This window comes from Pseudomonas sp. BF-RE-21, assembly GCF_019947305.1.
Classification (GTDB): domain Bacteria; phylum Pseudomonadota; class Gammaproteobacteria; order Pseudomonadales; family Pseudomonadaceae; genus Aquipseudomonas; species Aquipseudomonas migulae.
The window spans coordinates 37,943-49,060 of sequence record NZ_JAGYGF010000048.1; the positions used below are offsets into that span (position 1 = coordinate 37,943).

Annotated in this window: 12 protein-coding genes; 4 read left to right on the forward strand and 8 right to left on the reverse strand. The window is 61.1% G+C overall.

The features are described 5' to 3' along the window. Positions 1–173 precede the first annotated feature (173 nt). The 4 genes from KGB25_RS23880 to yiaY form a co-directional block, all read right to left on the reverse strand. On the reverse strand, positions 174–1,100 hold the full coding sequence (locus KGB25_RS23880; RefSeq protein WP_223436979.1) for a hydroxymethylglutaryl-CoA lyase: 927 nt from the start codon (positions 1,098–1,100) through the stop codon (positions 174–176). Then, a complete protein-coding gene (locus KGB25_RS23885; protein ID WP_207286759.1) occupies positions 1,097–2,290 on the reverse strand; it encodes a CaiB/BaiF CoA transferase family protein in 1,194 nt (397 codons plus the stop codon). The genes KGB25_RS23880 and KGB25_RS23885 overlap by 4 nt, the downstream gene beginning before the upstream one ends. A 224-nt stretch (positions 2,291–2,514) precedes the next feature. Beyond that, the gene (locus KGB25_RS23890; protein WP_223436981.1) at positions 2,515–3,423 is read right to left on the reverse strand and encodes a LysR family transcriptional regulator; all 909 of its coding nucleotides are present in this window, start codon (positions 3,421–3,423) and stop codon (positions 2,515–2,517) included. Between the two features lie 70 nt (positions 3,424–3,493). Beyond that, complete coding sequence (gene yiaY, locus KGB25_RS23895) at positions 3,494–4,642, reverse strand: L-threonine dehydrogenase (protein WP_223436983.1); 1,149 nt, start codon at positions 4,640–4,642, stop codon at positions 3,494–3,496. Between the two features lie 156 nt (positions 4,643–4,798). Between yiaY and KGB25_RS23900 the strand changes: the two genes are divergently transcribed. Further along, positions 4,799–5,818 (forward strand): DUF4917 family protein, encoded by a 1,020-nt coding sequence (locus tag KGB25_RS23900; protein WP_223436985.1) that lies wholly within the window; start codon positions 4,799–4,801, stop codon positions 5,816–5,818. 121 nt (positions 5,819–5,939) lie between these two features. Here the strand turns inward: KGB25_RS23900 and KGB25_RS23905 are convergent, their stop codons facing one another. Next, positions 5,940–6,482 (reverse strand): helix-turn-helix domain-containing protein, encoded by a 543-nt coding sequence (locus KGB25_RS23905; RefSeq protein WP_008039507.1) that lies wholly within the window; start codon positions 6,480–6,482, stop codon positions 5,940–5,942. A gap of 158 nt (positions 6,483–6,640) precedes the next feature. Between KGB25_RS23905 and KGB25_RS23910 the strand changes: the two genes are divergently transcribed. Both KGB25_RS23910 and KGB25_RS23915 read left to right on the forward strand, forming a co-directional pair. Beyond that, on the forward strand, positions 6,641–7,423 hold the full coding sequence (locus tag KGB25_RS23910; RefSeq protein WP_223436987.1) for an aldolase: 783 nt from the start codon (positions 6,641–6,643) through the stop codon (positions 7,421–7,423). A 29-nt stretch (positions 7,424–7,452) separates the two neighbouring features. Continuing rightward, complete coding sequence (locus tag KGB25_RS23915; protein WP_207286756.1) at positions 7,453–8,340, forward strand: dihydrodipicolinate synthase family protein; 888 nt, start codon at positions 7,453–7,455, stop codon at positions 8,338–8,340. Positions 8,341–8,483: 143 nt separating this feature from the next. Here KGB25_RS23915 and KGB25_RS23920 read toward each other — a convergent pair whose 3' ends face one another. The 3 genes from KGB25_RS23920 to KGB25_RS23930 all read right to left on the reverse strand — a co-directional run bounded on the left by KGB25_RS23920 (position 8,484) and on the right by KGB25_RS23930 (position 9,894). After that, positions 8,484–8,828, reverse strand: a complete 345-nt coding sequence (locus tag KGB25_RS23920) for a YegP family protein (protein ID WP_008025708.1) — start codon at positions 8,826–8,828, stop codon at positions 8,484–8,486. A gap of 164 nt (positions 8,829–8,992) precedes the next feature. Further along, on the reverse strand, positions 8,993–9,298 hold the full coding sequence (locus KGB25_RS23925; protein WP_223436989.1) for a ribbon-helix-helix domain-containing protein: 306 nt from the start codon (positions 9,296–9,298) through the stop codon (positions 8,993–8,995). A gap of 14 nt (positions 9,299–9,312) precedes the next feature. Then, positions 9,313–9,894, reverse strand: coding sequence for a DJ-1/PfpI family protein (locus tag KGB25_RS23930; protein WP_192420596.1), 582 nt, complete (start codon positions 9,892–9,894; stop codon positions 9,313–9,315). Between the two features lie 269 nt (positions 9,895–10,163). Here KGB25_RS23930 and KGB25_RS23935 point away from each other — a divergent pair, with 269 nt between their 5' ends. Further along, a complete protein-coding gene (locus KGB25_RS23935) occupies positions 10,164–11,054 on the forward strand; it encodes a DMT family transporter (protein ID WP_223436991.1) in 891 nt (296 codons plus the stop codon). Positions 11,055–11,118 lie beyond the last annotated feature (64 nt).

Here is an 11,118-nt window from a genome sequence, read left to right on the forward strand (position 1 = left end):
GCTTTCTCCAGGCGGACTTCCCGTGGGTGTCCGATTGTTTTTGTTGTCTGGTTGGGATGCTGTTTTCTGTAGGAGCCAGCTTGCTGGCGATGGCGGTGGGTCAGGAGACACCTATATTGGATTTTCCGGCTTCATCGCCGGCAAGCCGGCTCCTACAAGGGGATTCGGTGTGGTCAGGAAGGCAACGGGTGCAGGTCGCAATTGCGGCCGGCCTTGGCCAGTTGGCCGGGGACTTCGTGGCCGAGCAGCGCGGGTAATCCTCGCGACAAGTTCAACAACAACGGCAGATCGATGCCGGTATGAATGCCGATTTCATCGCACAGGTTGACCAGGTCTTCGGTGCAGATATTGCCCGAGGCGCCGGGTGCGAACGGGCAACCGCCGAGCCCGCCGAGGGCCGCGTCGAAACGTCGGGCACCCGCCTCGTAAGCCGCCAGCACGTTGCACAAGCCGAGGCCGCGGGTGTTGTGGAAATGCAGGGTCAAATCCGCTGGCGAAACCCGCTGCAACACCCGCCGCACCAGCCGATCCACCTGCCGCGGATTGGCCATGCCAGTGGTGTCCGCCAGGGTGACGCCCTGAATCCCGAGCTCCTGATATTCATCGACGATTTGCAGCACGCGGTCCTCATCGATCTTGCCCTCGAACGGGCAACCGAAAGTGGTGGCGATGCTGCCGTTCAATCGCACCTTGGTGTCACCCACGTATTGCACGATCTCGCCGAATGCGGCCAATGAAGCTTCGCAACGCATGCGCATGTTGGCCAGGTTGTGAGTCTGGCTGGCGGACATCACCAGGTTCAGCTCATCGGCGCGACACGCCAACGCCCGCTGCGCGCCCTTGAGGTTGGGGATCAACGCGACATAGATCACCCCCGGTTGGCGGGTGATGCCCTTGAACACCAGCTCACCATCGCGCAGGGCGGGAATGGCCTTGGGCGACACGAACGAGCCGGCCTCGATGCGACTGAATCCAGCCAGTGAAAGCTGATCGATCAGCGCGATTTTGTCGACCGTTTCCACCCAGGTCGGTTCGATCTGCAGGCCGTCGCGCGGGGAGACTTCCTGAACGATCAGGCTCTCGGAAAAATCAGTGATCATTGCACCACCCCTTCAGTTTTCAGGCGTTCGATGTCCGCATCCGTCAGGCCCAGCCCCGCAAGAATCCCGTCGGTGTGCTGGCCCAGACCCGGTCCCGACCAGTTCACGCCGCCGGGGGTTTCGGAAAGTTTGGGCACGATGCCCGGCATCTTCACTTTCGCGCCGCCGGGCAGGTCGGCGCTGAGCAACATGTCCCGCGCCTGATAGTGCGGGTCGGCGACGATGTCGGCCACGGAATAGATGCGCCCGGCCGGTACTTCAGCGGCTTCCAGGGCCGCCAGCACGTCATCGATGGGCAGGCTGCTGGTCCAGTGGGTGATGGCGGCGTCGAGCACATTGCTTTTCAAGGCGCGGCCATCGTTGTGGGCAAACTCTGGCGCTTCGGCCAGATCGCGGCGACCGATCACTTCCATCAATCGTTTGTAGATCGGGTCGCTGTTACCGGCGATCACCACGTAGGCGCCATCGGCCGTCAGGTAGGTGTTGGACGGCGCGATGCCCGGCAAGGCGCCGCCGCTGCGTTCACGGACATGACCGAGCATGTCGTATTCCGGCACCAGGCTTTCCATGACATTGAACACGCTTTCGGCCAGCGACACATCGACCACTTGCCCCCCGCCCTGCCCAGTCTTGACCCGCAGCAGCGACATCAACGCACCAATCACCGCGTGCAAAGACGCCAGGGAATCACCGAGGCTGACACCCACCCTCGCCGGCGGCGAACCGGGGGTGCCGGTGGTGTAGCGAATGCCGCCCATGGCCTCGCCGATGGCGCCGAAACCCGGGCGGTCGCGGTAGGGGCCGGTCTGGCCGTAACCGGAAATGCGTACCAGCGTCAGGTTGGGATTGAGCGCGTGCAGCACGTCCCAGCCCAGACCGAGTTTTTCCAGGGCACCGGGGCGCAGGTTTTCGATCAGCACGTCGGCGCTGGTCGCCAGTTGCTTGACCAGTTCGATGCCTTCGGGGGATTTCAGATTCAGCGCCAGGGACTTCTTGTTGCGCGATTGCAGGTACCACCACAGCGAGGTGCCTTCGTGCAGCTTGCGCCATTTGCGCAGGGGGTCGCCCTGGCCCATGGCTTCGATCTTGATCACTTCGGCGCCGAACTCGGCGAGCATGCGCGCGGCGAACGGCGCAGCGATCAGCGTGCCGATTTCGATCACTTTGATTGCGCTCAGGGGGGCAGTCATCGCGGGGTACCTCTTATTCTTGGAATATGCGCCAAGGCTAGAGGAGCGAGGGGAATGGAATCCAACCTTCAGTTGGCAACGGGCGTTCGCCAAACGCGAACGCTCTGGAAGATTGTCGCGACCTCAGGTCCGCCTTCGCGGGCAAGCCTCGCTCCTACAGGTTTGCGAGATCCCTGTAGGAGCGAGGCTTGCCCGCGAAGGCGCCGGACCTGCCAACAATAATCTCAACCCTGCCGGCGCAACTGCTCAAACAACATCCGGCTCACCGGCGACAACGCCGCTTCATCGCGCACGACGATGATCAACGCCCGATCCGACCAGTCATCCGTCAACGGCACCGCATGCAACCCCAGCGCCCGGCCAAACAACTCGTAAGCCTTCTGCGGCAAAATCCCGATGCCCATGTTGGCCTGGACCATCCGGCACATCGCATCGAACCCCGGCACATGAATCCGCAGCCGCAGCACTTTGCCCGCCTGCCGCGCGGCTGCGTGGGTGCGCATGTTGATGGAACTGGCGGCGTGCAGGCCGACGTAATCGCTGTCCAGCGTATCGGCGAACGCCAGGCTGGAACGGCTGGCCAAGGGATGGTCCGGCAGCATCAGCACCACCAGTTTGTCCTGGCGATACAGCACGCTGTGCAGACCTTTCACATCGCTGTCGCTGGAACAGATTCCAAGGTCCGCCACGCCATCCAGCACCCCTTGAATCACCCCGCTACTGGGGCGTTCTTCGAGGTCGGTCTTGACCTGCGGATGACGTTCTGAAAAGTCCCGCAAGTCTTCCGGCAGGAATTGAATGATCGCCGACAGGTTGGCGAGCATCCGCACATAGCCGCGAATACCGTGGCTGTGCTCACCCAACTCCAGGCCCATTTTCTCGACGTTGAACAACATCTGCCGAGCGTGGTGCAACAGGGTTTCGCCGGCCGGTGTCAGGGTCATGCCTTTGGCCTGACGCACAAATAGACTGATGCCCAGCGCCTCCTCCAACTCCATCAACCGCTTGCTCGCCGCCGACACCGCAATCGCTTCGCGCGCAGCGGCACGGGTCAGTGTGCCTTCTTCGTGGACGGCGACGAATAGTTGAAGGGTCATCAGATCGAGACGGCGGATCAGGCTTTTTTGCAGCATGGAGGGCTCGGCGATGTCGGTTCGGGCGAAGACGCAGCATAGCGTCCTTTGCGCCCGAACCGTGCGACCGTCAAAACGCGCTGCGGAAAATCTCTTCGATCTGCCGCTGATCCGCCGCACGTGGGTTGGTCACGCCGCACGCGTCTTTCAAGGCGTTGCTGGCGAGCGTCGGGATGTCGTTGAGGCGGGCACCGAGTTCACGCAACCCGGCGGGGATTTCCACATCTCTGGCCAGGCTGCGGATCGCCGTGATGGCTGCCTGCGCGCCCTCTTCCGGGCTGAAGCCGCGAATATCGGCGCCCATTGCGTGGGCCACGTCGGTCAGGCGCTCGGCGCACACCAGCGCGTTGAAACTTTGCACATGCGGCAACAGCACGGCGTTACAGACGCCATGGGGCAAGTCGTAGAAACCACCCAATTGGTGGGCCATCGCATGCACGTAGCCAAGGGACGCATTGTTGAACGCCATGCCCGCGAGGAACTGTGCGTAAGCCATGTTTTCCCGCGCGGCCAGGTCGCTGCCATCGCGCACGGCCAGGCGCAGGTTGCTGCTGATCAGCGTCATCGCCTTCAGCGCGCAGGCGTCGGTGATCGGGTTGGCGGCGGTGGACACGTAGGCTTCGATGGCGTGGGTCAGCGCGTCCATGCCGGTGGCGGCGGTCAGGCTTTTGGGCATGGCGACCATCAGCGCCGGGTCGTTGACCGACAGCAGCGGCGTGACGTTGCGGTCGACGATGGCCATTTTCACGTGACGGGTTTCGTCAGTGATGATGCAGAAGCGCGTCATCTCGCTGGCGGTGCCGGCGGTGGTGTTGATGGCGATCAACGGCAGTTGCGGCTTCTCGGATTGATCGACGCCTTCGTAATCGCGAATCTGCCCGCCATTGGTCGCGCACAACGCGATGCCTTTGGCGCAGTCGTGGGGCGAACCACCGCCCAGCGACACCACGAAATCACAGCGACTTTCCTTGAGCAGGCCCAGCCCGCTCTCGACGTTGGCGATGCTCGGGTTGGGCTTGGCGCCGTCGAAGATGACCGAGTCGATGTCTTTCATTGCCAGCCTTTCGGCGATCATCGCAGCCACGCCCGCCTTGGCCAGCCCGGCGTCGGTGACGATCAGCGCCTTTTTAAAACCGTACTTGCCGATGGCGTCCATGGCTTCGTCCAGGCAACCAATACCCATGACGTTCACGGCGGGGATGAAAAACGTGCTGCTCATGGCGAATCTCCAGGTCTGGGCCGTATCGGTGGTTCGATCCGGCGGATACCCACAGGATCGACCCATCGGCGCGGCGTTAACTTGATCTGGCTCAAGTCCGGGTCGTGATAAAGTCGCCGCCCATCCGACCTTTTGCTTTTTGAGACGACGACCGCAATGACCGATTTCCAGGATGTCGATGCCCAACTAGAAGACTGGAACGCCCTGCGCGCCACCGCCTCGATCAGCGGCCTGCTGGTGGGCAACGGCGCCAGCCGCGCGGTCTGGGACGATTTCGGCTACGACTCGCTGTTCGAGAACGCCCGCACCGTCGAAGAAAAACCCCTGAGCCAGTCCGAACTCAGCGTGTTCGACGCGATGCAAACGCGCAGTTTCGAGCAGGTGCTGGGGGCGCTGAAAACCACCAGCCGGGTGAACAAGGCCCTGGCCGTCAGCTCCGCCGCGCCGCGCAATCGCTACTACGCGATCAAGGAAGCGCTGATCAACACCGTGCACGCGGTGCACATCCCGTGGCGACTGGTGGTGCCTTCGACACTGGCGACGATCAATCAGGAACTGGGCCGTTACCGGACGGTGTTCACCACCAATTATGACTTGCTCAACTACTGGGCGATCCAGCACCAGCCGGATGCGATCACCGACCTGTTCCAGGGGGCCGAGCCAGGGTTTGATTTGAGCGCCACGGCGACCGATAAAACCCGTCTGCTGTACCTGCACGGCGGGTTGCATCTGGTGCGCAATCAGGACGGCACGGCACGCAAACTGATGTCGACCGAAGGCACGCTGCTGGGCAGTTTTGCGATCAACAACACGATCAAGACGCTGGATGACGTGCCGCTGTTTGTGAACGAAGGGCCGAGCGCAGACAAGCTCAAGACCATCCGCAGCTCGGATTATCTGTCGTTTTGCTATGACCAGTTATTGGGGCATGCCGAGGGCTTGTGCGTCTTCGGGCATGCGCTGGGCGAGCAGGACAGCCACATCATTCATGCGCTGCGCCAGGCGAAACCCAAGGTGGTGGCGATTTCGATTTATCCGCGCAGCAAGGCGTTTATCCAGCATCAGAAACGGCATTACGCGAAGGTGTTTGAGGGGACCGGATCAGAGCTGCGGTTTTTTGATTCGAAGACGCATGCGCTTGGAAGTCCCAATCTCACCGTTCCCGTCGAGGTGTAACACCGGCCCTGTAGGAGCCAGCTTGCTGGCGATGGCGGTGGATCAGTCAATGCAGATGTTGATTGACCCAACGCTATCGCCAGCAAGCCGGCTCCTACAGGGGTGCGCGGTGTTATGCAGCTCACTCTTCAGCGCTATGCACCACCACCAGCAACTGCGCCTGAACCTCGCCCACTGAGCGGATCCGGTGCGGTTTCTGCGCATTGAAGTGCAGCGCATCACCGCGCTCTAGCAGCACGCGCTCGTTCATGAAGTCCACTTCCACCTGCCCTTCATGGACAAACAGAAACTCCTCCCCCACGTGTTCCTTGAAGGTTTTGTCCGCGAATTCGAACGGCGGATAAATGATAAACGGCAGCAGACTGCGCTCACTCACCTGATGCGCCAGCACCGCATAGCCGGGGCTCTCATCATTGGCCGCCAACGACTGACGTTCATGGCTGCGCACCAGGCTGTAGCTGTCGAGGCTGACGCTGTCTTCGGAGAACAATTCCTCGACTTTGACGTTCAGCGCCTTGGCCAGCTTCAGCGCAGCCGCGATGGACGGCGTATTCAACCCGCGCTCGACTTTCGACAGATAGCTCTTGGTCATCCCGGATTTTTCAGCCAGGGCCTCAAGCGTCACGCCCAGTTTTTTTCTCAGTAATTTCAAACGGATAGACATGCAGAACGATTAATCCATCGAGGAGGCAACGATTCATCCTTGCCAATGACACAAAGTGTCATATAGCATCATTTGTGTCATTTGCATTCACCAAGGCCTTGCGAGCAACGAGTGAACGGCAAATCCGACGTCCATTGAACCACCCAAAGGACACCGATATGGCCAAGACCTTAGCATTACCCAAAGAGCAACTGGTCAAGCAAGCGCTGACCCAGATGCAAAATACCCTGGCAGATAATACGTGGACCGACCGGCAAAAGCTGGCCCTGACCTGCCGCATTCTGTTCGAGCACGGCCACGACTCCGGCCTGGCCGGGCAGATCACCGCCCGTGGCCCGCAGCCCGGCACTTACTACACTCAACAACTGGGCCTGGGTTTCGACGAAATCACCGCCAGCAACCTGCTGCTGGTCAACGAAGACCTGGAAGTGCTTGAAGGCCACGGCATGCCCAACCCGGCCAACCGTTTCCACAGTTGGGTGTACCGCGCCCGGCCGGACGTGAACTGCATCATTCACACGCACCCGACGCACGTCGCGGCGCTGTCGATGCTTGAAGTGCCGCTGCAGATTTCCCACATGGACCTCTGCCCGCTCTACGACGATTGCGCGTTTCTCGAAGGCTGGCCGGGTGTGCCGGTCGGTAACGAAGAAGGCGAACTGATTGCCGGCGCCCTCGGCGACAAGCGCGCGGTCCTGCTGTCGCACCACGGCCAGTTGTCCACCGGCTCGACCATCGAGGAAGCCTGTGTGATCGCGCAACTGATCGAACGCGCCGCGAAGCTGCAACTGTTGGCGATGAGCGCCGGGACCATCAAGCCGATCATTCCGGAACTGGGTCGTGAAGCCCACGACTGGATCTCGAAACCCAAGCGCCATGGCGCTGCGTTCAACTACTACGCTCGGCAGAACCTGCGCCAACACGCCGATTGCCTGAACTGAACCCACGCATTTTCAAGAGGAGCGTCGCCATGTCGACCCCAACGATTCACGGCATCATCGGCTACACCATCACCCCGTTCACCGCCAATGGCGAAGGCGTTGATCTCGACGCGCTCGGACGTTCCATCGACCGCCTGATCGACGACGGCGTCCACTCGATCGCGCCGCTGGGCAGTACCGGCGAAGGCGCTTACCTGAGCGACGCGGAGTGGGACCAGGTCAGCGAGTTCAGCATCAAGCACGTGGCCAAACGGGTGCCGACCATCGTCAGCGTATCCGACCTGACCACCGCCAAAGCGGTGCGCCGCGCACGTTTCGCCGAAGCCCATGGCGCCGACGTGGTGATGGTCTTGCCGACGTCTTACTGGAAACTCAGCGAAGCGGAAATCCTCGCCCACTACCGCGCCATCGGCGACAGCATCGGCGTACCGATCATGCTCTACAACAACCCGGCCACCAGCGGCACGGACATGTCGGTCGACCTGATCCTGCGCATCGTCAACACCGTGGACAACGTGACCATGGTCAAGGAGAGCACCGGCGACATCCAGCGCATGCACCAATTGCAACGGCTCGGCGAAGGTCAGGTGCCGTTCTACAACGGCTGCAATCCGCTGGCGCTGGAGGCGTTTGCCGCCGGGGCGAAAGGCTGGTGCACGGCGGCGCCGAACCTGATTGCGCAGCTCAATCTCGATTTGTATGAAGCGGTATTGGCCAATGATCTGAGCAAGGCGCGTGAACTGTTCTATCGCCAGTTGCCGTTGCTGGACTTCATTTTGAAGGGTGGGTTGCCGGCGACGATCAAGGCCGGCTTGCGTGCGACCGGGCTGGAAGTGGGGGATCCGCGATTGCCGGTGTTTCCGTTGGGTGAGGATGGCCTTGGCCAGTTACAAACCTTGTTGAAAGCATTGCGCTGATCTCGAAGTTCACAAAAAACCAATGTGGGAGCTAGCCTGCTAGCGATAGCGGCCTGACATTCAACATCTTCGTCGAATGTTCAGCAGCCATCGCTAGCAGGCTAGCTCCCACAGTGGATTTGTATTGGGTCTGGAAGATGTGCTCAAAGCACCGGCAAGGTCTTGTCCTTGATCACGGTGGTCGGGCCGTTGGTCTTCACGCTGGCGATGCCTTTTTCCCGCGCAGCCTCGGAAGAATAGGCCTCGCTGCTGCCGATGATCTCGTGGTTGGCGGCCTTGAGGTTGAAATACGGATGGCCATCCTTGGTAGTCTTTTTCTCGTAGCGCTCATCCAGCGGGCTGTTCTTCTGCACTGAGGCGATGCCGTTTTCGGCGGCGCTGCGAGTGGTGTAGTGCTCGCTGTTCAGAATGGTTTCGGCATTCGCCGCTTTCAGCACGAAGCGAAACTGGCCGTTGCTGGTTTTGCTCAACTCATACCATCCAGACATAATTTTTCTCCTTGGCGATTGAGGGGTTTCGCGCTTCAGAGTAAAGACCAGCCGTGGATTTTTGTCGCCTGAACCGGCCCCATCGCGAGCAGGCTCGCTCCCACAGGGGAACGCATTCCAATGTGGGAGCGAGCCTGCTCGCGATGGGATCGACACGGTCTACGCTATTTCACCGCAGCACGAACCACAGACAACTCGGGCACCTGCCCCCGCCGTTGCGACAAATACCGCGTACAACTCACCCGCAAGAACGATGCAAAATTCACCACTTCCCCGCGGTAATCCATCACCTCTTCATACAGCTTGGCGATCAACTGGTTGGTGGTCATGCCGTCGACCTCGGCGATTTCGCTGAGGATGTCCCAGAACTGATTCTCCAGCCGCAGGGTGGTGACCACCCCGCAGATGCGCAGCGAGCGGGAGCGCGATTCGTAGAGAATCGGGTCGGCCTTGACGTAGAGCTCGCACATGAAAAAGTCCCTCGTTACAGCGTGATTTTGGTGCCCAGCAACCCGAGGAAACCGGCGAGCCAGCTCGGGTGGGCCGGCCAGGCCGGAGCAGTGGCCAGATTGCCTTGAACGTGACCTTCCGTCACCGGGATATCGATAAACGTACCGCCGGCCAAGCGCACTTCCGGTGCGCAAGCCGGGTAGGCGCTGCATTCGCGACCTTCCAGAATACCCGCCGCCGCCAGCAATTGCGCACCATGGCACACGGCGGCGATCGGCTTGCCGGCCTTGTCGAAGGCACGCACCAGCTCCAGGACTTTTTCGTTCAGGCGCAGGTATTCCGGGGCACGACCGCCGGGGATCAGCAGCGCGTCGTAGTCGGCTTCAGCGACCTTGGCAAAATCGAAGTTCAAGGCAAACAGGTGGCCGGGCTTTTCGCTGTAGGTCTGGTCGCCTTCGAAGTCGTGGATCGCCGTGCGCACGGTCTGGCCGGCGGATTTGTCCGGGCAGACGGCGTGCACCGTGTGGCCGACCATCAGCAATGCCTGGAACGGCACCATCACTTCGTAGTCTTCGACGTAATCGCCGACCAGCATCAGGATTTTCTTGGCAGCCATGGGGAGGACTCCTCTGGGGAAATGCATAGGAGTATTCAAGGTAGTCGTTATCCAGAGGGGCGGGTAATAACCAGCTACTACGGCGTTATCGTTCTTCGCGGGCAAGCCTCGCTCCTACAGGTTATGCGTGATCCCTGTAGGAGCGAGGCTTGCCCGCGAAGGCGTCCTCAACTGTACGGATAACTCTGCGCCTAGCTGTAACAGCGGCCACCACCGGATTTATGGCTAGATGAAGACACTTCCCACCACCCTCGATTCTGGTTCCCCTCATGTCCACGCGCGAAAACACCGGCATGGCCCTCGGCCTGCTCGGCGTTGTGATTTTCAGCCTGACCCTGCCCTTCACACGGATCGTCGTGCAGGAACTCCATCCGTTGCTCAACGGCCTCGGCCGTGCGCTGTTCGCGGCGATTCCGGCGGCGCTGTTGTTGCTGTGGCGCCGGGAAAAATGGCCGACCTGGAAACAGGTCAAAGGCCTGACGCTGGTGATCGCCGGCGTGATCCTCGGCTTCCCGGTTTTATCCGCCTGGGCGATGCAAACCTTGCCCGCGTCCCACGGCGCACTGGTCAACGGCCTGCAACCCTTGTGCGTGGCGCTGTACGCCGCGTGGTTGTCCCACGAACGCCCGTCGAAAGCCTTCTGGGCCTGCGCCGCGCTGGGCAGTGCGCTGGTGCTGGGTTACGCGTTGATCAGCGGAGCCGGGAGCATTCAGGCCGGTGATTTGCTGATGCTCGGCGCGATTGCCGTGGGCGGTCTGGGGTATGCCGAAGGGGGTCGCTTGGCCAAGGAGATGGGTGGCTGGCAGGTGATCTGCTGGGCGCTGGTGCTGTCGACGCCACTGTTGATCGGACCGGTGGTGTACCTGGCGCTGCAACACCAGGGCGAAATCTCGGCCAAGACCTGGTGGGCCTTTGGTTATGTTTCGCTGTTCTCGCAGTTCATCGGCTTCTTCGCCTGGTACGCCGGGTTGGCCATGGGTGGCATTGCCCGGGTCAGTCAGATCCAGCTGTTGCAGATCTTCTTCACCATCGCGTTTTCGGCGTTGTTCTTCGGTGAACACATCGAGCCGATCACCTGGCTGTTTGCTGCCGGGGTGATCGTGACGGTGATGTTGGGGCGTAAAACGACGGTCAAACCCGCACGCGTTGCCACGGCATGACCCTGACCGCCCCCGAATGCACTGACACAACTCAATCCTGTAGGAGCCGGCTTGCCGGCGATGG

Coding starts and splice junctions, on each gene's coding strand:
- KGB25_RS23930 (WP_192420596.1), bottom strand. CDS start 9,894: ATGGCTGCCAAGAAAATCCTGATGCTGGTCGGCGATTACGTCGAAGAC.
- KGB25_RS23900 (WP_223436985.1), top strand. CDS start 4,799: ATGACCGATTTCCAGGATGTCGATGCCCAACTAGAAGACTGGAACGCC.
- yiaY (WP_223436983.1), bottom strand. CDS start 4,642: ATGAGCAGCACGTTTTTCATCCCCGCCGTGAACGTCATGGGTATTGGT.
- KGB25_RS23925 (WP_223436989.1), bottom strand. CDS start 9,298: ATGTGCGAGCTCTACGTCAAGGCCGACCCGATTCTCTACGAATCGCGC.
- KGB25_RS23885 (WP_207286759.1), bottom strand. CDS start 2,290: ATGACTGCCCCCCTGAGCGCAATCAAAGTGATCGAAATCGGCACGCTG.
- KGB25_RS23880 (WP_223436979.1), bottom strand. CDS start 1,100: ATGATCACTGATTTTTCCGAGAGCCTGATCGTTCAGGAAGTCTCCCCG.
- KGB25_RS23905 (WP_008039507.1), bottom strand. CDS start 6,482: ATGTCTATCCGTTTGAAATTACTGAGAAAAAAACTGGGCGTGACGCTT.
- KGB25_RS23920 (WP_008025708.1), bottom strand. CDS start 8,828: ATGTCTGGATGGTATGAGTTGAGCAAAACCAGCAACGGCCAGTTTCGC.
- KGB25_RS23890 (WP_223436981.1), bottom strand. CDS start 3,423: ATGCTGCAAAAAAGCCTGATCCGCCGTCTCGATCTGATGACCCTTCAA.
- KGB25_RS23935 (WP_223436991.1), top strand. CDS start 10,164: ATGTCCACGCGCGAAAACACCGGCATGGCCCTCGGCCTGCTCGGCGTT.
- KGB25_RS23910 (WP_223436987.1), top strand. CDS start 6,641: ATGGCCAAGACCTTAGCATTACCCAAAGAGCAACTGGTCAAGCAAGCG.
- KGB25_RS23915 (WP_207286756.1), top strand. CDS start 7,453: ATGTCGACCCCAACGATTCACGGCATCATCGGCTACACCATCACCCCG.